Origin of the sequence: Nocardia sp. NPDC049737 (genome assembly GCF_040674755.1) — a bacterium.
Lineage (GTDB): Bacteria > Actinomycetota > Actinomycetes > Mycobacteriales > Mycobacteriaceae > Nocardia.
Window position 1 is genome coordinate 1 of record NZ_JBFANH010000021.1, and the last position, 22,955, is coordinate 22,955.

General features: G+C 65.6%; 25 protein-coding genes and 1 pseudogene. 15 read left to right on the plus strand and 11 right to left on the minus strand.

Going from position 1 to position 22,955, the window contains the following annotated elements; all coding sequences use genetic code 11:
- From AB0J47_RS26125 to katG, 3 genes and pseudogenes are all read left to right on the plus strand, one after another.
- A pseudogene (locus AB0J47_RS26125) lies at positions 1 to 126 on the plus strand (XRE family transcriptional regulator); the annotation flags it as partial.
- A 187-nt stretch (positions 127 to 313) separates the two neighbouring features.
- Positions 314 to 745: a Fur family transcriptional regulator gene (locus AB0J47_RS26130; protein ID WP_364351163.1), complete on the plus strand. Its 432-nt coding sequence runs from the start codon at positions 314 to 316 to the stop codon at positions 743 to 745.
- A 46-nt stretch (positions 746 to 791) separates the two neighbouring features.
- On the plus strand, positions 792 to 3,023 hold the full coding sequence (gene katG, locus AB0J47_RS26135) for a catalase/peroxidase HPI (RefSeq protein ID WP_364351166.1): 2,232 nt from the start codon (positions 792 to 794) through the stop codon (positions 3,021 to 3,023).
- Between the two features lie 40 nt (positions 3,024 to 3,063).
- Here katG and AB0J47_RS26140 read toward each other — a convergent pair whose 3' ends face one another.
- Positions 3,064 to 4,272 (minus strand): metallophosphoesterase, encoded by a 1,209-nt coding sequence (locus tag AB0J47_RS26140; RefSeq protein WP_364351169.1) that lies wholly within the window; start codon positions 4,270 to 4,272, stop codon positions 3,064 to 3,066.
- Between the two features lie 263 nt (positions 4,273 to 4,535).
- Between AB0J47_RS26140 and AB0J47_RS26145 the strand changes: the two genes are divergently transcribed.
- The 7 genes from AB0J47_RS26145 (at position 4,536) to AB0J47_RS26175 (ending at position 8,816) form a co-directional block, all read left to right on the plus strand.
- Positions 4,536 to 4,916, plus strand: a complete 381-nt coding sequence (locus AB0J47_RS26145) for a BlaI/MecI/CopY family transcriptional regulator (RefSeq protein ID WP_364351172.1) — start codon at positions 4,536 to 4,538, stop codon at positions 4,914 to 4,916.
- Positions 4,913 to 5,860 (plus strand): M56 family metallopeptidase, encoded by a 948-nt coding sequence (locus AB0J47_RS26150; RefSeq protein ID WP_364351175.1) that lies wholly within the window; start codon positions 4,913 to 4,915, stop codon positions 5,858 to 5,860. The genes AB0J47_RS26145 and AB0J47_RS26150 overlap by 4 nt, the downstream gene beginning before the upstream one ends.
- 71 nt (positions 5,861 to 5,931) lie before the next feature.
- The gene (locus AB0J47_RS26155) at positions 5,932 to 7,044 is read left to right on the plus strand and encodes a winged helix DNA-binding domain-containing protein (RefSeq protein WP_364351178.1); all 1,113 of its coding nucleotides are present in this window, start codon (positions 5,932 to 5,934) and stop codon (positions 7,042 to 7,044) included.
- Between the two features lie 96 nt (positions 7,045 to 7,140).
- Positions 7,141 to 7,632, plus strand: coding sequence for a helix-turn-helix domain-containing protein (locus AB0J47_RS26160; protein ID WP_364351181.1), 492 nt, complete (start codon positions 7,141 to 7,143; stop codon positions 7,630 to 7,632).
- Between the two features lie 25 nt (positions 7,633 to 7,657).
- A complete protein-coding gene (locus tag AB0J47_RS26165; RefSeq protein ID WP_364351184.1) occupies positions 7,658 to 8,074 on the plus strand; it encodes an NUDIX domain-containing protein in 417 nt (138 codons plus the stop codon).
- Between the two features lie 39 nt (positions 8,075 to 8,113).
- Entirely contained in the window at positions 8,114 to 8,611 is a 498-nt protein-coding gene (locus AB0J47_RS26170) for a sensor domain-containing protein (RefSeq protein WP_364351187.1), read from the plus strand.
- A gap of 61 nt (positions 8,612 to 8,672) precedes the next feature.
- Entirely contained in the window at positions 8,673 to 8,816 is a 144-nt protein-coding gene (locus tag AB0J47_RS26175) for a hypothetical protein (RefSeq protein WP_364351190.1), read from the plus strand.
- Positions 8,817 to 8,822: 6 nt separating this feature from the next.
- Here AB0J47_RS26175 and AB0J47_RS26180 read toward each other — a convergent pair whose 3' ends face one another.
- From AB0J47_RS26180 to AB0J47_RS26195, 4 genes are read right to left on the minus strand one after another with little or no spacing between them, the layout of a single operon-like run.
- On the minus strand, positions 8,823 to 9,431 hold the full coding sequence (locus AB0J47_RS26180) for an ATP/GTP-binding protein (protein ID WP_364351193.1): 609 nt from the start codon (positions 9,429 to 9,431) through the stop codon (positions 8,823 to 8,825).
- The gene (locus AB0J47_RS26185; protein WP_364351196.1) at positions 9,412 to 9,786 is read right to left on the minus strand and encodes a DUF742 domain-containing protein; all 375 of its coding nucleotides are present in this window, start codon (positions 9,784 to 9,786) and stop codon (positions 9,412 to 9,414) included. Before AB0J47_RS26185 ends, AB0J47_RS26180 begins: the two co-directional genes overlap by 20 nt.
- A complete protein-coding gene (locus tag AB0J47_RS26190) occupies positions 9,783 to 10,178 on the minus strand; it encodes a roadblock/LC7 domain-containing protein (RefSeq protein WP_364351199.1) in 396 nt (131 codons plus the stop codon). Before AB0J47_RS26190 ends, AB0J47_RS26185 begins: the two co-directional genes overlap by 4 nt.
- Positions 10,156 to 12,603 (minus strand): nitrate- and nitrite sensing domain-containing protein, encoded by a 2,448-nt coding sequence (locus AB0J47_RS26195; RefSeq protein ID WP_364351202.1) that lies wholly within the window; start codon positions 12,601 to 12,603, stop codon positions 10,156 to 10,158. Before AB0J47_RS26195 ends, AB0J47_RS26190 begins: the two co-directional genes overlap by 23 nt.
- A gap of 253 nt (positions 12,604 to 12,856) precedes the next feature.
- Between AB0J47_RS26195 and AB0J47_RS26200 the strand changes: the two genes are divergently transcribed.
- The gene (locus AB0J47_RS26200) at positions 12,857 to 14,410 is read left to right on the plus strand and encodes a succinic semialdehyde dehydrogenase (RefSeq protein ID WP_364351205.1); all 1,554 of its coding nucleotides are present in this window, start codon (positions 12,857 to 12,859) and stop codon (positions 14,408 to 14,410) included.
- 151 nt (positions 14,411 to 14,561) lie between these two features.
- Here the strand turns inward: AB0J47_RS26200 and AB0J47_RS26205 are convergent, their stop codons facing one another.
- The 3 genes from AB0J47_RS26205 to AB0J47_RS26215 form a co-directional block, all read right to left on the minus strand.
- Positions 14,562 to 14,966 carry a DUF779 domain-containing protein gene (locus AB0J47_RS26205; RefSeq protein ID WP_364351208.1) on the minus strand — a complete coding sequence of 135 codons (405 nt, stop codon included), beginning with the start codon at positions 14,964 to 14,966 and terminating at the stop codon, positions 14,562 to 14,564.
- Entirely contained in the window at positions 14,966 to 16,483 is a 1,518-nt protein-coding gene (locus AB0J47_RS26210) for an aldehyde dehydrogenase family protein (RefSeq protein ID WP_364351211.1), read from the minus strand. Before AB0J47_RS26210 ends, AB0J47_RS26205 begins: the two co-directional genes overlap by 1 nt.
- 90 nt (positions 16,484 to 16,573) lie before the next feature.
- Positions 16,574 to 17,794 carry a transcriptional regulator gene (locus AB0J47_RS26215; protein ID WP_364351214.1) on the minus strand — a complete coding sequence of 407 codons (1,221 nt, stop codon included), beginning with the start codon at positions 17,792 to 17,794 and terminating at the stop codon, positions 16,574 to 16,576.
- Positions 17,795 to 17,942: 148 nt separating this feature from the next.
- On the opposite strand from AB0J47_RS26215, the gene AB0J47_RS26220 reads away from it, so the two are divergent.
- A complete protein-coding gene (locus AB0J47_RS26220; RefSeq protein WP_329409618.1) occupies positions 17,943 to 18,368 on the plus strand; it encodes an MmcQ/YjbR family DNA-binding protein in 426 nt (141 codons plus the stop codon).
- A 22-nt stretch (positions 18,369 to 18,390) separates the two neighbouring features.
- On the opposite strand, the gene AB0J47_RS26225 is transcribed toward AB0J47_RS26220, so the two are convergent.
- The 3 genes from AB0J47_RS26225 to AB0J47_RS26235 are packed head-to-tail and all read right to left on the minus strand — an operon-like array spanning position 18,391 to position 20,569.
- Positions 18,391 to 19,278, minus strand: coding sequence for a TIGR03621 family F420-dependent LLM class oxidoreductase (locus AB0J47_RS26225; RefSeq protein WP_364351219.1), 888 nt, complete (start codon positions 19,276 to 19,278; stop codon positions 18,391 to 18,393).
- A 22-nt stretch (positions 19,279 to 19,300) separates the two neighbouring features.
- Complete coding sequence (locus AB0J47_RS26230; protein ID WP_364351222.1) at positions 19,301 to 19,510, minus strand: hypothetical protein; 210 nt, start codon at positions 19,508 to 19,510, stop codon at positions 19,301 to 19,303.
- A 9-nt stretch (positions 19,511 to 19,519) separates the two neighbouring features.
- On the minus strand, positions 19,520 to 20,569 hold the full coding sequence (locus tag AB0J47_RS26235) for an NAD-dependent epimerase/dehydratase family protein (protein ID WP_364351225.1): 1,050 nt from the start codon (positions 20,567 to 20,569) through the stop codon (positions 19,520 to 19,522).
- A 111-nt stretch (positions 20,570 to 20,680) separates the two neighbouring features.
- Between AB0J47_RS26235 and AB0J47_RS26240 the strand changes: the two genes are divergently transcribed.
- The 3 genes from AB0J47_RS26240 (at position 20,681) to AB0J47_RS26250 (ending at position 22,898) form a co-directional block, all read left to right on the plus strand.
- Positions 20,681 to 21,295 carry a TetR/AcrR family transcriptional regulator gene (locus tag AB0J47_RS26240; RefSeq protein ID WP_364351228.1) on the plus strand — a complete coding sequence of 205 codons (615 nt, stop codon included), beginning with the start codon at positions 20,681 to 20,683 and terminating at the stop codon, positions 21,293 to 21,295.
- A gap of 84 nt (positions 21,296 to 21,379) precedes the next feature.
- A complete protein-coding gene (locus AB0J47_RS26245) occupies positions 21,380 to 21,691 on the plus strand; it encodes a nuclear transport factor 2 family protein (RefSeq protein ID WP_364351231.1) in 312 nt (103 codons plus the stop codon).
- Positions 21,692 to 21,704: 13 nt separating this feature from the next.
- A complete protein-coding gene (locus AB0J47_RS26250) occupies positions 21,705 to 22,898 on the plus strand; it encodes an alkaline phosphatase family protein (RefSeq protein ID WP_364351234.1) in 1,194 nt (397 codons plus the stop codon).
- Positions 22,899 to 22,955: the final 57 nt, after the last annotated feature.

Consider the following 22,955-nt stretch of genomic DNA (forward strand, 5'->3'; position numbering starts at 1 on the left):
GCCGCGGAATTCGACACCTCCCTACCGCACTGGCTGGGCAGCGCCGACGGCGGCACGGTCGAGCTGCTCATCCTGTTCGGCTTGCAGGGGCTGCGGTCGCATGTACACGCCGAGCCGCATCGGTGAGCTTCCCCGGCAGCCGGCTCATGCGGTGTTGACGCGACGAGGAAGGTCACGGCCGGGGCGGACGCGCACCCGGCGGAACTCCCACCCCGACGCGACCCGCTAGCGCACCAAATTCCTGGCAGGGTGCCCGTCCTCCAACCGCGCGGCGATGCTTGACTCGTTCCAGAAAGCGGACGAGACTCTGGGCGTGTCCACGGCCACGGAATTCCAGCAGATGCTGCGGGGAGTTTCGCTTCGCGTGACCGCTCCGCGTATTGCGGTGTTGAGTGCGGTGCACGACCATCCGCACGCCGATACGGATGCGATCATCCGCGCCGTGCGATCTCGGCTGTCAGCGGTATCGCACCAGGCGGTGTACGACTCGTTGCGCGTGCTCACCGCCGCGGGCCTGCTTCGATGTATTCAGCCCTCCGGCTCGGTCGCCCGGTACGAAACGCGGGTCGGCGATAACCACCATCACGTCGTATGCCGGGCGTGCGGGTTGATCGCCGATGTCGACTGCTCGGTCGGGGAGGCCCCGTGTTTGTCCGCGTCCGACGACCGCGGCTTCTCGATCGACGAGGCCGAGGTCATCTACTGGGGTCTGTGTCCCGATTGCGCCGCATCGCACGCCAGATGATCACGTCCTGACCGCAGCCCGCCTTACTCATTCAGGAAGGAATGTCATGACATCCGATAGCCGTCCACCCGCTCCGGAGACCGGAACTCGAAGCGCGAGCGAGAGTGAGAACCCGGCCATCCCGTCTCCGACTGCGAAAACCGACCATCGCCCGCGCACCATCAAGGACTGGTGGCCCGAGCAGATCGATGTCTCGGTGCTGCACGCACATTCGTCCAAGTCCAACCCACTTGGCGAGGATTTCGACTACGCCGAAGAGTTCGCGAAGCTCGATGTCGACGCTCTGAAGGCCGACGTCGCCGCCGTTATGACCGACTCGCAGGACTGGTGGCCCGCGGACTACGGCAACTACGGTGGCCTGTTCATCCGGATGAGCTGGCACGCGGCGGGCACGTACCGAATCGCCGACGGCCGCGGTGGCGGCGGTCAGGGCGCGCAGCGCTTCGCGCCGCTCAACAGTTGGCCGGATAACGCCAGTCTGGACAAGGCTCGTCGACTGCTGTGGCCGGTCAAGCAGAAGTACGGCAACAAGATCTCCTGGGCCGATCTGTTGGTGTTCGCCGGCAATGTCGCTCTCGAATCGATGGGTTTCCAGACCTTCGGCTTCGGTTTCGGCCGCCCCGATATCTGGGAGCCGGAAGAAGTGTTCTGGGGCCCGGAGGACACCTGGCTCGGCGACGAGCGCTACAGCGGTGACCGGGATCTGGCGAAGCCGTTCGGCGCTGTCCAGATGGGCTTGATCTATGTGAATCCGGAAGGGCCCAACGGCCGCCCGGATCCGGTGGCCGCCGCGCGGGACATCCGAGAGACCTTCGGCCGCATGGCGATGAACGACGAGGAGACCGCCGCCCTGATCGTCGGCGGCCACAGTTTCGGCAAGACCCACGGTGCGGGCGATCCCGATCTGGTCGGCCCCGAACCCGAAGCGGCCCCGCTCGAGCAGCAGGGCCTGGGCTGGAAGAGTTCCCACGGAACCGGCAAGGGTAAGGACGCGATCACCAGCGGTCTCGAGGTCGTGTGGACTGCCACTCCGACCAAGTGGGGCAACGGCTTCCTGCAGAACCTGTACGGCTACGAGTGGGAACTGACCAAGAGCCCGGCCGGGGCGTGGCAGTGGAAGCCGAAGGACGGCGCGGGCGAGGGCGCCATTCCAGATCCGTTCGGCGGGCCGGCCCGCACCCCGACCATGCTGACTACCGACCTGTCGCTGCGGGAAGATCCGATCTATCGGGAGATAACCCGCCGCTGGCTCGAGCACCCCGAGGAACTGTCCGAGGCGTTCGCCAAGGCGTGGTACAAGCTGCTGCACCGCGATATGGGACCGCTCAGCCGCTACCTCGGGCCATGGGTTGCCGAGCCGCAGCTGTGGCAGGATCCGGTGCCGGCCGTCGATCACGAACTGATCGACGAACAGGACATCGCGGAGCTCGAGCGCAAGGTCCTCGACTCCGGCCTTTCGATCGCGCAGCTGGTCAAGACCGCGTGGGCGTCGGCAGCGAGCTACCGCAGTACCGACAAGCGCGGCGGCGCCAACGGCGCCCGGATTCGGCTCGCGCCCCAGAAGGATTGGGAGGTCAACGAACCCGCCGAGTTGGCGAAGGTCCTGCCCGTGCTCGAGCAGATCCAGCAGGAGTTCAACGGTTCGGCAGCCGGCGGCAAGAAGGTGTCGCTGGCCGACCTGATCATCCTGGCCGGATCCGCGGCGGTCGAGAAGGCGGCCAGGGATGCCGGCCACGACATCAAGGTGCCGTTTGCGCCTGGACGGACCGACGCCACGCAGGAGAACACCGATGTGGAATCGTTCGCGGTGCTCGAACCGCGCGCGGACGGGTTCCGCAACTACGTCCGCTCCGGCGAGAAGGCCCCGCTGGAGCGTCTGCTGCTCGATCGCGCGTACATGCTCGACGTGACGGCTCCGGAGATGACGGTACTGATCGGCGGCCTGCGCGCCCTGGGCGCCAATTACGGCGGCAGCAAGCATGGTGTGCTCACTGAGCGTCCGGGCCTGCTGACGAACGACTTCTTCGTCAACCTGCTCGATATGCGCACAGAGTGGAAGACGTCCGAGTCGGCGGAAAACGTCTACGAAGGTTTCGACCGGTCCTCCGGCCGACCCAAGTGGACAGCCACGGCCAACGACCTCATCTTCGGCTCGCACTCGGTGCTGCGCTCGGTAGCCGAGGTCTATGCGCAGCAGGACGCCACCGAGAGATTCGTGAAGGACTTCGTCGCCGCGTGGGTCAAGGTGGTCGACAACGATCGATTCGACCTCGCCTGATCTCGGTTGGGCCGCCGGTGGCGTGGCAGCACGTTGTGTGTCACGCCTGTTTCGACGCGAGCTCGATCACGGTGATATCAGAGGGTGCGCCGACGCGGACCGGGGGTCCCCACGCGCCGGCGCCGCGGCTGACGTAGAGCTGGGTGTCGCCGTAGCGGTCCAGGCCCGCGACGGTCGGACTGGCAAGGCCCGCAAGGTAATTGCCGGGCCATAACTGGCCGCCGTGGGTGTGGCCGGACAGTTGCAGGTCGACTCCGAATTCGACCGCATCGTGGATCTGCACTGGCTGATGCGCCAACAGCACCGCGGTACGCGCGAGATCACGGTCGCCGAGCGCGGCGGTGAAGTCCGGTCCCTGTCCGATGCGTTCGCCTTGAATATCGTTGACCCCGGCGAGGTCGAAATACGGCAGCTCGGTGCGGCTGTTCGCAAGCAGCCGCAGTCCGAGTTCCTGCACATGCTCGATCCACTGCTCGGCACCGGAGAAGTATTCGTGGTTGCCGGTCACGAAATAGGCGCCGTGTCGTGCCTGCAACCGCGCCAGTGGTTCGACCGCCGAGCGCAGGTGTTCGACGCTACCGTCGACCAGATCACCCACTACGGCAATGAGATCCGGTTGGGTGTCGTTGATCGTCTCGACCACTCGCTCGGCGAATCCTCGGCCCAGAATCGGACCGAGATGGATATCGCTGACCACTGCGATCCGGTAGCCGTGCGCGGTGCGTGGCAGATGGGCCAGCGGCACCGTCAACTGCTTTACTCGCGGGCCGGTCAGCACGCTGTGGGTACCGTAGCCGACCGTGCTCACCGCCGCCAGGGTCGCCGCGGCGCCTACCGCCCGAGAGACGAAGAGTCGCCGTGAAACCGGCGCGGGATGATCCGCGGCCACGGTTGCCGCAATGTCTTCGGCCGTCCTCGAATGCGCCATCCAACGCCGCAAAAGCGGCCGCACCAGCTCACCCGCAAACAGCCACAGCACGAGATAGACGAACAGCGCGCCCCACATATAACCGGGCCAGGCGATGATCTGGATGATCAGAAACGGAACACCGGCCGATTCGGACGCGAACGCACCGATCAAAAGTGCTGTCCCCGCGACGATCACGCCGGTACCGACCCGGCGGGCGATCGACCCGCGCTCCGTCGTATCCCACACCAGCCGCCGCCAGAGATACCAGTGCACGCCGACCACTCCCAGAACGACGATCACCGCACCGACGACGATTCCCACAACGACCACCACGTCCACGGCAGCACTCTATGTCGTCCGAGCATTGGGTGAGAGTGCCGAGTAACGGCCGACGAGTGTTGGATCGGGATCGCGAGTACTACGGTGCCAACCGCGAGTGGCTACCACAGGTGCAGGCCGGCGATGACCCCTAGAACGTGTTCTGCCTCGTGCGGAGTGTGCCGCCCGATGAGCGAATCTACGGTATGACTACGTAGTAATCGGCTGATCCAGCTACCCTGGGACTTCAGAGATGTCCAGTAGTTGATGAGGGAGTCGGCATCGTGCGTGGATTCGGGGATTTGGAGGCGGTGATCATGGACCGCATTTGGGATCGGGACGCGGAAACGACAACGGTCCGCGAAATTTTCGACGAACTGGCCGCCGAGCGTGGTATCGCCTACACCACGGTCATGTCGACCATGGACAACCTGCACCGCAAGGGCTGGTTGGCGCGCGAACGCGCGGGTAAGGCATATCGATATTGGCCGACGCTCACTCGTGAGGAACACAGCGCGCGGCTCATGCTCGAGGCACTCGGCTCCGGCGGCCGCTCGGATCTGGTGCTCAGCCATTTCGTCGATCGGATCAGCGACGAGGAGTCGGCCGGACTGCGGGCCGCACTGCGTCGGCTGACCTCGCGTAAAACCCCAGAGGCGCCGTGAATGTAGCCGTCAGCCTGATGATCTACGGCAGCTTGGTGGCCACCTTCGGCCCGACCGTGCTGCGCAGACTCACCCGGCGCGGCGTCGCACCCCGGCTCGGGGTGCTCGCCTGGCTGGTCGCGATCGCGGGCGCATTGGGAGCCTGGGTCATCGCGGCCGGCATACTGATCGTCGAATTCGCCACCTACTGGCATCCCGCCGATACGCTGCGCGACTGCTACAACGCGCTGGCCACACCGATGCGCATGCACGGTGGCCTGCTGGTCCAATTGGGCACCCTGACCTGCGCGGCCCTGGTCGCCATTGCGCTCCTGGGCATCCTGGCGCACGCCGCACAGGCGGTGTTGTACATGCGACGCAAGACCATCGCACACGGACGCGCCGTTCGCATGGTCGGTCGTCGCGTGCCCGGCGTCGGTGCGGTCGTGCTGGACTCGCCGGAGCGCCAAGCCTATTGCGTGGCCGGCCGCCCCGACACCATTGTCGTGACCAGCGCGGCCGTCGACGCACTGACCGAGAAGCAGCTCGCCGCGGTGCTCGCTCATGAGCACGCACATCTGAGCGAGCGGCATGCCGGACTGCTCCGATTGCTGCGCGGTATCGCGATCACGCTGCCCGGGATGCGTCTGGTGACCGACGGGACGCACGAAATCGGCCGACTACTCGAAATGTGCGCCGACGATACGGCGGCGCGGACGCACGGCCGGGAGCCGCTGCTCGGCGGCCTGCTCGCGATTGTCGGCGCGACCGAACCGCTGCCGACAGCGGCGTTGGGCGCCGCGGCCACCGCCGTACTGGATCGGGCCGAGCGCTTGGTGGCACCGGTCGGCGCGGTGCGGCGCGCGACGAATCGGACCGCATTGCTCGCCGTGATGGCGGCGACCGTGGTGGGTCTTCTCGAGATTGCGGTCGGAGTACTGTTCTGCAGCACAGTGCTGGGATGAATCCGGTACCGGACCGGATATCCGGTGCGGGGTTGGGTCCGGTTGGCCGGCAGAACAGAGGAGGGGCATAGGTGCACGTCACCTGGGAGCAGGTTTTCGCTTGGCGGCTGCGCAGGCAATTCGTCATGTCACCTGACGATGTCGGTGTCACCGAGATCGTCGAGCGCCTGTGCGGTGTGCAGGCTCAGGTGACCGCGGCCGCCGATCTCGCGGTGGCGCTGCGGCGCAGCAAACCCGATCCAGGTGCGCTGCTACCGGAATTGGCGGCGGGCACCCTGATGAAGACCTGGGCCATGCGCGGAACTCTGCACGCGCTCACCCCTGATATGGCGGCCGCAGTTCTTTCCTTGATCGGTTCTGCCCGCACCTGGGAAAAGCCCGCCTGGCAGCGCACATTCGGGGCGTCGCCCAAGGATGTCGCGGCGCTGGTCGATGCGGTGGCGCAGGTGCTCGATGGCGTGGTGCTCAGCCGGGACGAACTGGTCGACGCGCTGGTCGCCGACCCCGCATTCCATCGGCTCGGCGAGGAATTGCGCTCCGGCTGGGGTGCGCTGCTCAAGCCGCTGGCCTGGCAGGGGGCGCTGTGTCACGGTCCCGCCCAAGGTAATCGGGTCACGTTCACCAGCCCGGCCCATCTGGTCAACGGTTGGCGTGGCCTGCCCGAACCCGATGCCGCCGCACCTGTAGCCATTACCGGTTACCTCGGCGCATACGGCCCGGCGACCCCGGAAGCCTTCGATGCCTGGCTCAGCCGCAACAGCCTCCAGAAGACGAGGGTGCGTCGATGGTTCTCGGAGTTGGGGGACGCACTCACCGAGGTCGATATCTCAGGCAGGCGCGCCTACATACTCACCGAACATGCCGACGAACTGGCAGCCACGAAACCGGCCCGCACCGCGGTACACCTTTTGGGCGCCTTCGACCAATACGTCCTGGGGCCGGGCACCGGCGACACCGAACTACTTCCCACCGAACATCGCTCCCGAGTAAGCCGGGCAGCAGGGTGGATTTCTCCCATCCTGGTCCTCGACGGCCGCATCGCCGGCACCTGGGAGACCAGCGCCGACGACCTATCCATCACCACCTTCAACGGCTCACTGCCTCCGACCCTCGAGCTGAAAGCCGCTGCCGACCACGTCGCCGCAGCCATGGGCCACACCGGTTTCACCGTCCACGTGGCGTAGCAACCATCCGCGGCCGACCGAAGGTGACCGCGGTGGATGCGACGGACCTGCCGCTTCCTGATGAGTTCTTTGAAGCAACCAACTATGCTGAGGCGCATGCGCAGGACCAGCTTCGACGAGATGAACTGCTCGGTCGCCCAATGCCTGGAGGTGGTCGGCGAATGGTGGACGCTGCTGATCGTGCGCGACGCACTCTTCGGCGTGAGCCGCTTCGACGACTTCCGCGCACGTCTGGGCATCGCCCGCAATGTACTCACCCAGCGCCTGGAACACCTTGTCGCGCACGACATCATGGTCAAGGTGCCCTACCAGGAAAATCCGGTGCGCTACGACTACCAGCTCACCCCAAAAGGTCGCTCGCTCTGGCTCGTCGTCAATGCCATGCGCCAATGGGGTGACCAGTGGGCCGCGCCCGACGGCCCGCCGGTGCAGGCCGTGCACGAATCCTGCGGCAAGACCACCGTGATCGAACCGGTCTGCGCCGAATGCGGCCAGCGGGTGCACGGGCAGGACCTGAGCCCCGTCGACGGTCCTGGCGCTGCGGGCGGCCGCTCGATCCTGCCCGCCGACCTCCAGCACGCCCACTGATCGATACGTCCATTAGGCTGCGGCGGTGGCGGATGGGCGAGTGCGGAAGTTGATCGACACGGTCGCGTGGGTGCGCATCGAGGACGGCCGCATCCTCTGTGCACGACCTAAAGGCAAGGACATCTTCTACATTCCGGGCGGCAAACGCGAGGGTGCGGAGTCCGATCTGCAGACGCTGCTGCGCGAGATCGAAGAGGAGTTGACCGTCGCGCTGGTTCCGGAAACCGTCGCCCACGTCGGCACGTACGAGGCCGCACTGCACGGGCCGGCCAACGATGTGATCGTACGGATGAGCTGCTACACCGCCGACTATCGTGGCATCCTCGCGGCGAGTAGTGAGATCGAAGAGGTCGCGTGGTTCTCCTATGCGGATCGCGCGTTGGTGCCGCCGGTCGATCAGCTGCTGTTCGACGACCTGGTCGATGCGGGCCGACTGGCCTGAGGTGCCCGCGCATCCGCCGCGCGGGATACGGTCGATGGCATGACCACGGTTCGCTCACTGTTGCGTTGGGCCGCATACGCGTTGGTTGCGCCGGTAATCGGCCTCGGCCCGATAGCGAGCCGGTTTCGCGTCCCGCGCCGATTGCTGGGCATTTTCATCGCGCCGCGAGATCGTCTGGCAGTGCGTGCGGTCGCGCATTCGGTGCTGGCCGGTGCGGTCGGCCTGCTGACCTGGTTTTTTGCCTTCCTGGCGACCATCGCCGCGGTACGCGGAATCTTCTATCCACTCATCGCGGACAACGATCTCGAGCACTCCTGGGGTGGTCCGACGCTGGCCGGAGCCTGGGCGGTGCATGCACTGCTCGGGGTCGGGCTACTGCCCGTATGGGGTCTGGCGCTGGCCGGATTCGGTGCAGTGCAAGTGCGCCTGACCCGCCGGTTACTCGGTCGGCACGGTCCGTGGTGGCCCCTTCCGGTATCGCTGTTGTTGGTCGTCGGTGGGGTGGTGCTGTTCATCTCCTGGTGGCATCAAGTCTGAATGGGGCATGGGCAGGGCCCGCAGATGCGGTGGTGAATCACGTGCGGATCGTGGGGGGCCGGTGAAACGTGCGGGCGCCTGGCTGGCCACTCTCGAACCGGCGCTCGGTGAACATGCCGAACGCCGTCTCGTCGGCTGCCTCATCGACTGGAAGGTGGACGGCATCGCCGGCCACCACATCAGCGCCAGGCTCGAATACCGGTAGCCGCGATCAGGTGGCGACCGGAGACCGCCCGGCCCGTTCGATGAGGTGTTGTACCAGGTTGAGTAGTACTTCTTTGCTGGAGGTGCGGTCGCGGGCGTCGCACAGCATGACCGGGATGTGGTCATCGAGGTCGAGTGCGTCGCGTACCTCATCGATGGTGTAGACGGGTGCGCCCTGGAAGCAGTTGACCGCGACCAGGAATGCCAGTCCGCGGCGTTCGAAGTAGTCCACGGCGGCAAAGGAATTGCCGAGCCGACGGGTGTCGGCGATGACGATTGCGCCGAGTGCGCCGCGGGAGAGTTCGTCCCAGAGGAACCAGAATCGGTCTTGGCCGGGGGTGCCGAATAGGTAGAGGACGAGGTCGCGGTCGATGGTGATGCGTCCGAAGTCCAGAGCCACGGTTGTGGTGGTTTTGTGTTCGACGCCGGATAGGTCGTCGACCCCGGTGGAGACTTCGGTGATCAACTCCTCGGTGCGCAGTGGCGCGACCTCGCTGATGGAGGACACCATGGTTGTTTTGCCGACGCCGAATCCGCCGGCGATGAGGATTTTGACCGAGGCCGCCAGTTGTGGTGTCGCACTGGGGTGGGTGGGGTCAAAGTTTTCGGATGCCATCCAGTACCGCTCGCAATATGTTGAGATCGCCGGGGCCTGCTTCCGGCTGGACCGGTGCCCGGAAGATCAGGTGGCCCTCGCCGATCAGGTCGCCGACGAGGATCTTGGTGACCGCTAGGGGGAGTTTCAGGTGGGCCGCGACCTCGGCGACGGATTGTGGTGCGCGGCAGAGTCGCACGATATCCGCGTATTCCGGTTCGGCTCGCCGCAGGGTGGGTGGTGGGTCGGTGGTGACGACCACGGTGAGCATGTCCAGGTCGTGGCCTGCTCCCATCACCCGCCCGCGGGTGAGTGCGTAGGGCCGGACCAGTGGGCCGGCTTGTTCGTCGTACCATTGCCCGCCGTGGTGTGTCATGGCAGTCGTGCTGGGGTGGATAGGTAGGTGCCGACGCGTTGGACGGTGACGTTCATTTCGTAGGCGACCATGCCGAGGTTGGCTGTTTCGGCGGCTTGTAGTGCTAGGCAGGCGTTGTCGCCGGCGGAGGTGACGAACAGTATCGCGCGGTCGAGTTCGATGACGGCTTGGCGGACGCTGCCGCCGTCGAAGCGGGCTCCGGCGCTGCGGGCGAGGCCGTAGAGGGTGGAGGACATGGCGGCGAAGTGTTCGGCGTCTTCGCGGGTCATGGTGGTGGAGCGGCCGAGGAGTAGGCCGTCGGTGGATAGTACTACTGCGTAGCGTACGCCGGCGAGGCGGTCGACGAGGTCGTCGAGTAACCAGTTGAGGTCACCGGGGCTGGAAGAAGTCACCGTTACCTTCCTGTTCATCCGAGTGTTTACCGCTCGGTCCCTGATAGGTGCCGAATTGCTCGGCGGCCGCCACCTCTGGCAGCACGGCATCGGGGACGGCACGGCGGCCCTGCCTGGTCCCGTTTTCGATGGCGGACATCAGATCTCGCGCCTGCTCCGCCGAACGTTCCCGCTCCGGTGGCTGCTCGGCTTCGGGTTCGGCCGGAGTCGATTGCGCCAGTTGCGGTGCGATGCTGGCTTGCCGGTTGCGGCGCGGCAGCGCTGGCCTGGTGTCGGGCGCGGTGGGCTGCGGCGCCTCGAACGTGGGCGGCGCTTCGACGGCGGGCGGCGCCAGCGGCGGCGCGGTGAGCACCGCGGACTCGGTTTCAGCGCCACCATAGGGGGAGGAGTCGACGAACGGGACCGGATGCCGTCGCCTGCGCGCTGATTCCAGCGGCTCGGAATCCGTTGTCAGAGCGGCTTGTTCATTGGCGAGCAGGGCCGAGGGGATGAGCACGATGGCACGGATGCCGCCGTAGTCGGACTCCGACAACCGGACCGATACCCCGTGCCTGGCGGCCAGCTGGGCGACCACGAACAATCCGAGCCGGGAGTCCGAAGACAACGCCGCGACACCGAAATCCGGTGGCTTGCGCAACATCTCGTTGACCCGGGCGATCTCGGCCTCGGTCATGCCCATGCCCTGATCGCTGATCTCGGCGACCACGCCTTTGCCGACCACATTGCCGCTCACCTCGACCCGCGACTGTGGTGGCGAGAACGAGGTCGCATTGTCCACCAGTTCGGCGAGCAGATGGATGAGGTCGGCCACGACCGAGCCGAGCACATGCGTCTCGGGTAGCCGGGCCACGCGAACCCTTGCGTAGTCGAGGGTTTCGCCGACCGCGCTGCGCACCAGATCGATCAGCGGCACCGGATTGCGCCACTGCCGCCCTGGCTGGCCGCCACCGAGAATGATCAGGTTCTCGGCATTGCGACGCTCGCGGGTGGCGAGGTGATCGAGCCGGAACAGGGTGTCCAGCAGGGCCGGATCCTCCTGGCGCTCTTCGGCCTTGTCAAGAATCTCCAGCTGCCGGTGCACCACGATCTGGCTGCGGTGGGCGATATTCAGGAAGACCGCCTTCACACCCTCACGGGTGCGGGCCTCGTTCACCGCACCCGCGACGGCCGCGGCATGCGCGTGCTGGAAGGCCTTGGCCACCTGACCGATTTCGTCGTGACCGTAATCCAGTTCCGCGGATTCGACCTCCGGATCGATGAGCTCACCCTCGCCGAGCCGGCGCATCAGCTCGGGCAGCCGCTCATCGGCCAGCGCCAGGGTTTCACCGCGAAGCCGCTTGAGCCGGTTGATGACTCGGTTGGCCAGCACGATCGCGATCACGAACGCCAGCAGGCTGACCACAATGACACCGCCACCGGCCCACGCCGATCGCGCGGTGGCATCGGCGGCCTCGTCTTCGGCCAACTTCTGCGAGTACTTGTTCTGGGCGATCCACACATCGATCAGCCCGCGGTTCACCTCGCCGGCCGCGCTGTGCCACTCCTGGGGGCTCAGCGGCAGGGCGGGTGGCGTCGCCTGTTTGGTGGAGCTGCTCGACGAACTGGATGAACTCGACGAGTTGGAGGTGGTGCTCGTTGCCGTGGTGTTGCGTTGGGCCAGCGCGTTTTCCATGGCTATCAGCTGCTGCCAAGCCTGGCTCGCCATCAGCGTGTGCAGGCTCTCCTGCTGCTTCGGGTCCAGTTCGCCCGCGAGATTGGCGGCCTCGGCGTGATAGAAGCCGATCTGGCGCAGGTACTCGTCCATCGGAATGGGGGTCGGCCCATTGGAATTGACGATCATGCCCGCGAGCGCGGTGCTGCGCGACATCGCTTCGGCCACCAGGAAGATTCGCATACCGTCGGCGATGTGCACGCCGATCGTGGCGTCCGGTGCGGACTGCTCGGCGATCTCGGTGCCGAAGGAGATGATGTCGAGCAGTCGGTTGTAGAAGTTGTATGCGTCCGGGACGGGCAAGGTGCCGGCATCGGTGAGCGTTCGGACCTGGTTCATCGACGTCGACAGCGTCATAAAGTTCGCGGCGTTATCGCCGATCTTCGAATCGTCCACCGCCCGGAGTCCGGCGGAGGCATCGATCAGGCCCTTCAGCGCGCCATCGAGGCGCATCCTGGCCACACCTAGTGCGGGGGTTGCGGTCTCGTCGCCGGTCAGCGCGGCCAACGTAAGCTGGCGTTCGCTCTGGACCGCCTCCAGCAATTCGCGGGTGGAGGGTATGGCCTGCTGATTCTGGGCCGCCCAGTCCTTGGCCTTATTTCCCTCGGCAACCAGATATCCCGCCGCACCCACGCCGACCACGAGCAGAGTCAGGCTCGGCACGAGCGCGATCGCCAGAATCCGTGTTCGGACCCCGAGCCTCGCTCTGAACATCGCCATAATCTAAACCAGTTGTGACCATTTCGTTGCGCATGTCCTGCTGAGCGGGACTCGAGTTGACATTTCCGTAGTACTTGCGCTGGCCCGTTCGATGAGATGCTGGACCAGCATCAGCAGGGTGTTCTTGCAGTACTTCCGGTGACGAATACGCGTCGTCATCCGCCAACCCCGAGGAGAGGCTCCTACTGAGAACGGACGCGGCGTATGTTGTGTGTATCTGGGGGTTACTCACAAGTAGGAGGCACCGATGCCCGCGCCGAAAGCCGAAGTGTTCGACCGCCTGAGCGCGATCGCCGCGATCGCTGATCCGGATGGCCGTGCGCGCAAAACGATCGCCGAAACCTTCACCGGCAACCCACTCGGCAGCGTGCCGGTCGGCACCGCCGATGACGTGGTGGCCGCATTCGACAAGGCCGAGACCGCGCAGGCCCGATGGGCCGCGCGTCCGGCCAAGGATCGTGCCGCGGTACTCGAGCGATACCGCGAATTGGTCGTCGAACAGCGCGAATTCCTGATGGACGTGATCCAGGCCGAAACCGGTAAGGCGCGCTGGGCCGCCCAGGAAGAGATCATGGGCCTGATGTTCGCGGCCCGCTATTTCGCCGGGGTCGCACCAGATCTGCTCGACGCACACCGCGTGCCCGGCGCCTTCCCGGTGCTCAACCGAGCGACGGTGCGCCACCAGCCCAAGGGCGTCGTCGGTGTGGTCGCGCCGTGGAACTATCCGATGCTGCTGTCCATCGGCGATTCGATCCCGGCGCTACTCGCGGGCAATGCGGTGATCGTCAAACCGGATAGTCAGACCCCGTTTTCCGCGCTGGCCAGCGCCGAACTGCTGTACCAGGCCGGACTGCCCCGTGACCTGCTCGCCGTCGTCCCCGGACCGGGCACCGTCGTCGGCACCGCCATCGTGGACAATTGCGACTACCTGATGTTCACCGGCTCCTCCGCCACCGGTCGCACCCTGGCCGAACAGTGCGGGCGCAGGCTCATAGGATTCTCCGCGGAACTCGGCGGCAAGAACCCGATGATCGTCACCCGCGGCGCGAAACTGGACAAGGCCGCCAAGGCCGCGGTGCGCGCCTGTTTCTCCAATGCGGGTCAACTGTGTATTTCGATCGAACGGCTGTATGTGGAGAAGGCGGTCGCCGCGGAGTTCACCGAGAAGTTCGTTGCCGCCGTACAGGCCGCGAAACTCGGTGCGGACTACGATTATTCGGCCGATATCGGCAGCCTGATCTCCGAAGCGCAATTGGAGACCGTGTCCAAACATGTCGCCGACGCGACCTCCAAGGGCGCTCAGGTGCTCGCGGGCGGCAAAGCGCGTCCGGATCTGGGACCGCTGTTTTTCGAACCCACCGTGCTCGCCGATGTCACCGACGAGATGGAATGCGGCCGCAACGAAACCTTCGGTCCGCTGGTCTCGATCTACCCGGTCGAGAGCGTGGAGGAGGCGATCGGGCTGGCCAATGACACCGAATACGGTCTGAACGCGAGCGTCTGGGCGCAGAGCAAGGCCGCGGGGGAGCGGATCGCCGAGCGGTTGCATGCGGGCACCGTCTGCGTCGACGAGGGGTATGCCCCGGCTTGGGGCACCACCGCCGCGCCGATGGGCGGTATGGGCATCTCCGGTGTCGGGCGCAGGCACGGCCCGGACGGTCTGTTGAAGTTCACCGAACCTCAGACCGTTGTAGTCACGCGATTCATGAATCTCGATGCGCCGCCGGTGATTTCGCGGGACAAATGGCAGCGGCTGCTGATGACGCTGGTCCGTGGTTTCCGTTTCCTGCCCGGCAGGTAGACACCGCACCCCGCCGTCCCGGTCTGCAGCGGGACGGCGGGGCTTAGCGGTGTCGGCCCAGGGCTGCGGACCCCCTGGCCGATCACCGGTTGGCCGCCCGCGGACGCACCCGCGGGCGTGAATCAGGTATCGACGACTGCGTTTTCGGTAGTCAACTCATCCGATCGGCTCCCGTCCGCGGTGGCGGTCCCGCCGCCAACGCCGCCGTCTCCTCATCGGACAGCAGGCGCGATCTGATGATGAACCGCACGCCCTCTGGCGCCTCCAGCGAGAATCCGCCGCCGCGCCCGGTCACCACGTCCACGGTGAGATGGGTGTGTTTCCACAGTTCGAATTGATCACCGCTGATCCAGAATTCGGTATGCCACGGCAACCGACCCAGCAGCACATCCGCGCCGCCTACCCGGAATTCGCGCACTCCGAAGCACATCGGTGAACTCCCGTCGCAGCAGCCGCCGGATTGGTGGAACAGCACCGGTCCGTGCTGTTCTATCAACCGGCGCAACACTTCTCGTGCCCGTTCGGTGATCGCGACGCGGGCTACTCTGCCGTGCATCAGTAGAACCCGAGTTTTGTCGGTGAATAACTGACCAGCAGATTCTTGGTCTGCTGGTAGTGCTCGAGCATCATTTTGTGGTTTTCCCGGCCGATGCCGGACTTCTTGTACCCGCCGAAGGCGGCGTGCGCAGGGTACGCGTGGAAACAATTGGTCCATACTCGCCCTGCCTTGATTGCCCGACCCATCCGGTAAGCCGTGGTGATATCCCTGGTCCACACCCCGGCGCCGAGGCCGTAGAGGGTGTCGTTGGCGATCATGGTCGCCTCTTCGACGGTGTCGAACCTGGTCACCGCCACCACTGGGCCGAAGATCTCCTCCTGGAAGATCCGCATCGTATTGGTGCCCTCGAAAATCGTCGGCTGGATGTAGTAGCCACCCGGCAGTCCGTCTACCTTGCGTGCTTCCCCACCGGTGAGCACACGGGCGCCTTCCCGCCTGCCGATATCGATATAGGACAGGATCTTTTCGAATTGGTCGTTACTGGCCTGGGCACCGATCATGGTGGTGTCGTCGAGCGGATTACCGCCCCTGATGGCTCGGGTCCGTTCGATGCAGCGGGCCAGGAATTCGTCGTAGATCGACGAATGGATCAGCGCGCGCGAGGGACAGGTGCACACCTCGCCCTGGTTGAGCGCGAACATGACAAAGCCCTCGACGGCCTTGTCCAGGAATTCGTCATCGGCGGCCATGACATCGGGCAGGAAGATATTGGGGCTCTTACCACCCAACTCCAGGCTGACCGGGATGATGTTCTCGCTCGCGTACTGCATGATGAGCCGTCCGGTGGTGGTCTCGCCGGTGAAGGCGACCTTGGCCACGCGCGGACTCGCCGCCAGCGGCTTACCCGCCTCGACACCGAAACCGTTGACCACGTTGAGAACTCCGGGCGGCAGCAGATCCGCGATGAGCTCGATCACCAGCAGAATCGATGCCGGGGTCTGCTCGGCGGGTTTGAGCACCACACAGTTGCCCGCCGCCAAGGCCGGAGCCAGCTTCCACGCGGCCATCAGGATCGGGAAGTTCCACGGGATGATCTGACCGACCACGCCGAGCGGTTCACGGAAGTGGTAGGCGATGGTGTCGACATCGATTTCGGCGATGCTGCCCTCCTGGGCGCGAATGGCGCCGGCGAAGTAGCGGAAGTGGTCCACCGCTAAAGGCAGGTCGGCGGCGAGGGTTTCGCGCACGGGTTTGCCGTTATCCCAGGTTTCGGCGATGGCGAGGGGTTCGAGGCTGTGCTCGATCCGGTCGGCGATCTTGTTGAGGATATTCGCGCGCTCGGCGGGGGAGGTGGCGGCCCATTTGGCGGCGGCGCTGTGCGCGGCTTCGAGAGCCATATCGATATCGGCGGCACAGGAGCGCGCCACCGAGCAGAAGGTCTCGCCATCGACGGGGGAGGGGTTCTCGAAGTACCTGCCCTCGATCGGGGCCGCCCAGTCACCACCGATGAAGTTGTCGTAGCGACTGGCGTAGGTGACGATGCCGGTGGCAGACCCCGGTTTGGCGTAGATCATGTGTAGGCGCTCCCTCGCGAATCTTGCCTGCCGGGCCACTATGTCCCGAGAAGGTTGGTGCGAGGTTGGTGCCGCTATCGCGGCGGGCCGTCAGCAGCGCAGTGCGGTATACAACCGGGCGACGACCACGGCGCGGCGCACATCGTCGGCGGGCAGCAATCGCAGCGCGTGCTCGTGCACTTCGATATCGCCGGGGGAGCGCTCGCCGAAGGCAACGGCGTGATCCGCCCGGTCGCTGGCCAGTACGGCGGTGCGCACCCCGACATCGAGATGGTTGCGCCACTGCAGCACACGTGGGCTGTCCGAACCGGGCAGCAGCGGTCCACGGTAGAGCCAAACCGCAGAGGTCGTGTCGCCAGCCTGGATGGCGGCGAGCAGGTCGACCGCATCGCAGGAGACCGGACCGGTGAGCATGTACCGGCGGTTGCTGATCTCGCCGCCGGTGGTGCGGCGCAGATGTGAGACATCAGCCTTGAGCGTGCTGGAGGAGACCGGGCGGTCGCCGTAGACCGCGGCCTGCAGTTGTTCGGGGGTGAACCCGTCGGGCTCCAGGGCGAGCAACGCCAGGATTTCCAGGTGGCGCGGCGGCAAGGGCACCGGCCTGCCATCGCGGACCAGCCGTGCGCCGTCGAGACATTCGAGCCGCACGCCGCGTGCGGGTGTCGGAGCGGCCGCACGCAATATCGTCTCGACCGCGGTGACCAGCGCCCGGACCGAGGTCATCACCATCGGATGCGAACGCTCCCAGGAACTGGACAGATCGAGCACACCCAACTGGTGGCCGTCGGGTGCGTGGATCGGTGCGGAATAGCAGACCCAGCCGTGTAGCGCGGCGACCAGGTGTTCGGCGGAGAAGACGGTGGTCGGGCGGTCGCTGTGCAGCGCGAGCGATAATCCGTTGGTGCCCATATGGCTTTCGTCCCAGCAGCCGCCTGGTGCGAAATTCACCGCCTCGGCTTGACGACGCAGCGCACGATCGCCGCAGGACCAGAGAATGGTGCCCGCGGCGTCGGTGACGACCGCGAGATAGCCGGAGTCTTCGGAGATGCCGCGCAGATCACCGGCGAGTTCGGTAATGGGTTGGCGCAGTGGGGATTCGGTCCAGCGCTCGCGGACATCATCTAGCCCGGGGGCCGCGGTGCAACTCGGATCGACGGTCGTGAGCGAGCGCCGCCAGGATTGGATGACCTCATTGCGTAGCGAGGTCGAGTCCGCGGATATGCCGAAAGCGCTATTCGGAGCGGACGTCCAACGTGCCCATTCTTTTTCCAGTGCGGCCCGTTGTCGGGTGAGGGTGCGGAATTGTGCCACCTCGTTGACCCCATCGTTAGTGTGAGCTCACATTCGCTATCTCATGATGGCGTACGCATCTAGGTTGAGTCGAGAGTTCGATGGCAAACCGACCGTTCCCCATTGAAGATTCAACTCTGCTGTGCGATCACGGTCTACGCTGCTGGATATGGCAAGGGTTTCGCGACGAGCCAAGGTGGCCGACGTGCACGAACTGGCCACCGGCATGCCGTTCGTCAACCGCGTGGACGGTCCGCACGGCAATGCGGTGTACCAGGTCGGCGGCAAATCCTTTGTCTTCTTCCGCAACCCGCGCCCCGACGCATTCGATCCGGACACCGGTGAACGATATACCGATGTGATCGTGATCTGGGTGCCCTCGGAATCGGACAAACTCGCGCTGGTGCAGGATCCGGATTCACCGTTCTTCACCACTCCGCATTTCGACGGGCATCTGTCTGTCCTGGTGCGCGGCAGTCGCATAGGTGAACTCAGCAAGCAGGAGTTGGCCGAGGTCATCCAGGACGCCTGGCTCAGCCGGGCCTCCCGCAAGCGGGCGGCCGACTGGCTGGCCGCGCACAATGTCGCGGACTGACCTGCCGTGGCCTGTCCTGCGTTCAGCGCAGCAACTCGATTACCGCGCCCATCGGCTCCATACTGCTCTCGAGTACCGAGACGTAGCTGAATCCGAACCGTTCCCGGCGCTGTTCCAGCTGCCGCGCCATTTCCTTCGGCGTCCCGATCAGCAATGCGGGCAACTCCTCCGGCTGGTCGGCGGCATCGGCGGGCAGATGCGGCCCATACAGTTCCAGTGCGGCCGACCGTTCATCCGGCGGAACCACCCGCTGCAGCAGGATATTCAGCTCGACATCCTCGGCCCGTGACCCGAGCAACTCGCGTAGATACGTCATTCGCGCATCGGTGGCGTCGAGTCCGACGAACTGCAGCGGACCGCCGTTGTATGCCGGTGCGGCACCGGGCAGCGCGACGATATCGGCATATTCGGCCGCGACCCGCAGCAGCCGATCACCCCAACCGGCGATGACCAGCGGCGGGCCCGAAGGCTGCACGGGCCGCGGCTGATACTCCGGATCGGCGAACAACCGCCGCAGTGTCGCGACGGTCGTCGCCAACTTCTCGACCCGCTTGCCCGCGGTCTCGAAAGTGATTCCGGCCGTTTCGAATTCCTCCCGGACATATCCGGCTCCGAGCCCCAACTCGACGCGTCCATCGGTGAGTTGATCGGCCGTGGCGGCATCGCGTGCCAAGAGCGTCGCGTTATAGAAGGGTGTGTTCAAGACGAGGGTGGTCAGCCGAACCCGCTCGGTGGCCTCGGCCGCGAGAATCATTGCCGGAAACGGCGCGGGCAACCCCAGGTGATCGGCCACACCGATCACGTCGTACCCGAGTTCCTCGGCCCTGCGACACTTTCGTATCCACTCCGCTCGCGAAGCGGGAGCGAGCAGATTGACACCGAACCGGAACTTGCGTCGCGCAGCCGTCACCGTTCCTGTCTACCAGGCCCGATCAGCAGGGTGCGAGCACCAGTCCCACCCAAACCATCCCGGCCGATGTCACGACCGCCGCCAATGCCGGACCTGGCCGCTTGAACGACTTGACGGTCCGCCGCAACGCATTTCGCCATTGCGGCACATCGGGTTTCGTCTCCGATGTCCGCCTGCCCAACCAGCGTCGCACCAATCCGATGGTGCCGATGACGAGTGTCGCGATCAGCACGGTCCACCCCTACGCATTCACGGCTGTCCGCCGCGACGAAGCCTCCGCCGCCCGTGGCACGACGCCGAACTCGATCAGACTCTCCGCAGTGTCCAGGACGGTCTCCCGCACCGGTCGCATCGACCATCCGAGTTCCCGCCGCGCCTTCTCGTAGCTGAGCTGTTCGGTGCGGCCCAACATCGGCACCGTCAATCGAATCCCCTTGTCGAACAGGGCGATCGCCCGCACGAGAACATCCGGGATCACCCGAGTCGGTACCCGGTATCCACGCGGCCCGAATTCCTCGGCAAGCATTCGCCCCATATCCGCCATCCAGACATGTTCGCCCGCACAGATATACCGATTCCCGACCGCTGCGGCAGACTCCAGTGCAAGCCGATGCGCCACCGCCAGATCCCGCACATCCACCACTGCCCACCCCACCCGAGGTGAACCCGGCGCGTCGTGGGCGAGCAGTCGGCGCACCGGTTCGTGTGAGGTGCTCGTCGCCGCGGATTGCAATGGGCCCAATATCATTCCGGGATTCACCACCACCAGCTCCAGACCCGAATCCACCGCGAAATCCCATGCCGCCCGCTCGGCCAGTGTCTTGCTCTTCTGATAGGCGGCACTGCGTTCGACCACCGACCAATCGGCTTCGGTGCGCACCGCATCCGTCTCATGGCCGTAGGTCACCGCGGCGATCGAAGAGGTGAGCACCACCCGCTGAACGCCGCCATCGGCACACGCCCGCAATACCCGCAATGTCCCGTCGACCGCGGTACCGATCAGTTCCCGTTCATCGTCTGGCGGCGTTGCGGGAAACGGTGACGCCACGTGCAGTACGTACGCACAGCCGGAAACTGCCGCCGCCCACCCCGCATTGTCGTTCAGATCCGCCGCGACGAACTCCAACTCGCCGCCGAGCCGATCCGCAAGCGCCACCAGATGTGCGCGCTTATCCGCATTTCCGAGATCGCGAACCGTGCCACGCACGGCATATCCGTGCTCGAGCAGTTCCGCGATGACGTGTCCAGCGACGAATCCTGTTGCGCCGGTGACGAGTACCCGTGAACTCATATGCTTACCCGCTTCGAAGGAGGAGATGCGAACAGCTCATCTGAGCGCCGCTCAGATCATCTAAGCACTGCATAGTTAGGCTGTCCAGCAGGTGTCGAATACGCTCGATTGGTGACGCGGACCAGTTACCACCACGGCGCGCTGCGCGACACGCTCCTCGCCGCCTGCCTGCGGCTGATCGAAACCGAAGGCCTCGGTGCGGTAAGCCTGCGGCGGGTGGCCCGCGAGGCGGGCGTGAGCACCGGCGCGCCGTACCACCATTTCGCTGATCGCTCGGCATTGCTCGCCGCCCTGTCGACCGAGGGTTTCCGACAGCTCGGCAGCGATTTGGCCGACGCACGCGCCGCCGCCGTCAGCCCGTTACAAGCACTGACCGCGCTGGCCGAAACCTATGTGCGGTTCTCCCAGGAAAATCCCGGCTACTTCCGTCTGATGTTCCGTCCGGAACTCTCGCAACCCGATAAGCATCCGGACGCGGCGGCCGCGGGCGATGCGGCCTTCGATGTCCTTGCCGACAGCATCGCCGACGCCGTCGCCGCCGGGTTGCTGCCCGCCGATAAGGCCGACACGCTGGCCGTCATGTGGTGGAGTCTGGCGCACGGCATGGCCTCGCTGTGGCTGGACGGTCAGCTCGAAAAACGCAGCATCCAGCTCGGGACCACCGCGCCCACACTGGTCGAGGACATCATGCGCACCTTCACTGCATTGCTCGGTCCCGGCGCGTGACGCCCGCGCGGGCACACCCGACACTAGAGTGAAGCCGAACATTTGCTGTCCGATGCACCCGCACTCTTCGAGAGGGATGTTCCGATGACACAGCAGCTCGATCCCACGGTCCAGGAATTCGTCGCCGCGCTCAACGACAGCGACCAGGACCGCTTCTACGCCATCCTCACCGACGATGCGACCATGTCCGATGACGGTGTGGAGCGCAATCTGGTCCAGTGGACCGATTCCGAGATCTTCGGCAGCAATGGGCGCATGAATGTCGAATCGGTCGGTGACAACGGCACCGAATTGGTTGCCGACTACACGAACTCCCGCTGGGGTTCGATGCGCACCGCCTGGCGCTTTATCGTGCACGACGGCAAAATCAGTCGATTCGAGACCGGCCAGGCCTGAGTACCCTGAGTTCGTGTTCAGTCCGCCCGCCGCCCGACCACCACCACCCACGGAGTCGCTGCGCGACGCTGTGTTGCCTGATTACGGCACGGGCTCCCTGGCTGATCTTTTCCCCTCACTCCTCGCCGGGCTCGGCGTACCCGGCGAGGTCGACCGGCTCGGCCTCGAACTCGCCGCCGATCGGATCTGTGTACTGCTGATCGACGGTCTCGGCGCGGATGCGCTCGCCGCGAATTCCGATGCGGCGCCGTTCCTGTCGGCGCTGGCGCGACGCACGCTGACGGCCGGCTTCCCGAGCACGACGACGGTCAGTCTGAGTTCACTCGGGGTCGGTGTGCCCCCCGGTGAACACGGGTTCACCGGATACCTGATACACGTGCCCGGCTACGACCGGCTGGTGAATGCGCTGACCTGGCGGCTACACGGCGCGGGACCGAAGATCGACCTGCTGCACGATCTGGTGCCGGAGCAATTCCAGCCCACCGCCACGGTTTTCGAGCGCGCCGCCGCCGACGGTATCGCGGTGGCCCAGGTCGCGCCGCGCCTACAGGCGGGTTCCGGGCTGACCAGGGCCGTGCTGCGCGGCTGCGAATTCCGCCCCTACGTATCCGTCGGTGATTTCGTCGACGGCGTCGCGATCGCATTGCGGGCGGGCTCGCGGTCGTTGGTCTACGCCTACCACGGCAACCTCGACACGACCGGTCATGTGCGCGGACCATCCTCCGACGCTTGGCTTTTGGAGCTCGCGCATGTCGACCGGCTGGCCGCGACCATCGCCGAACATCTGCCGCCCGATGCCGCGCTCATCGTCACCGCCGATCACGGCATGGTGGAACTTGTCGACCGTATCGATTACGACAAGACCGAGGTACTGCGCGACGGCGTACGCCTACTCGGTGGCGAACCGCGCGCCCGTCACGTCTTCACCGTGGATGGCGCCACCGCCGATGTGGCAGCGACATGGCAGGAATTCCTGGGCGTCGACTTCGATGTCATCCCCCGCGCCGAGGCGATCGACCGCGGCTGGTTCGGCCCCACCGTGGCACCGCATATCGCCGAGCGCATCGGCGATCTCGTGGTCGCGGCCCGTGGTCTGCGCGGTGTCGTGCGCACCGGCGCCGAACCGCTGGAATCCAGGCTGATCGGACATCATGGTTCGCTCACATCGGCGGAGATGAATGTGCCGCTGCGCACGTTCCGACCGTAACCGGCCATTGCCCTAGGCTGTACGCGTCGTCGCGGGCATGGTCGCCCGCCGAAGCGC

Bases quoted from the DNA above. Each gene is read 5' to 3' on its own strand.
- katG (WP_364351166.1), top strand. From the start codon at position 792: ATGACATCCGATAGCCGTCCACCCGCTCCGGAGACCGGAACTCGAAGC.
- AB0J47_RS26160 (WP_364351181.1), top strand. From the start codon at position 7,141: ATGCGCAGGACCAGCTTCGACGAGATGAACTGCTCGGTCGCCCAATGC.
- AB0J47_RS26170 (WP_364351187.1), top strand. From the start codon at position 8,114: ATGACCACGGTTCGCTCACTGTTGCGTTGGGCCGCATACGCGTTGGTT.
- AB0J47_RS26180 (WP_364351193.1), bottom strand. From the start codon at position 9,431: ATGGCATCCGAAAACTTTGACCCCACCCACCCCAGTGCGACACCACAA.
- AB0J47_RS26185 (WP_364351196.1), bottom strand. From the start codon at position 9,786: ATGACACACCACGGCGGGCAATGGTACGACGAACAAGCCGGCCCACTG.
- AB0J47_RS26195 (WP_364351202.1), bottom strand. From the start codon at position 12,603: ATGTTCAGAGCGAGGCTCGGGGTCCGAACACGGATTCTGGCGATCGCG.
- AB0J47_RS26200 (WP_364351205.1), top strand. From the start codon at position 12,857: ATGCCCGCGCCGAAAGCCGAAGTGTTCGACCGCCTGAGCGCGATCGCC.
- AB0J47_RS26205 (WP_364351208.1), bottom strand. From the start codon at position 14,966: ATGCACGGCAGAGTAGCCCGCGTCGCGATCACCGAACGGGCACGAGAA.
- AB0J47_RS26210 (WP_364351211.1), bottom strand. From the start codon at position 16,483: ATGATCTACGCCAAACCGGGGTCTGCCACCGGCATCGTCACCTACGCC.
- AB0J47_RS26220 (WP_329409618.1), top strand. From the start codon at position 17,943: ATGGCAAGGGTTTCGCGACGAGCCAAGGTGGCCGACGTGCACGAACTG.
- AB0J47_RS26235 (WP_364351225.1), bottom strand. From the start codon at position 20,569: ATGAGTTCACGGGTACTCGTCACCGGCGCAACAGGATTCGTCGCTGGA.
- AB0J47_RS26245 (WP_364351231.1), top strand. From the start codon at position 21,380: ATGACACAGCAGCTCGATCCCACGGTCCAGGAATTCGTCGCCGCGCTC.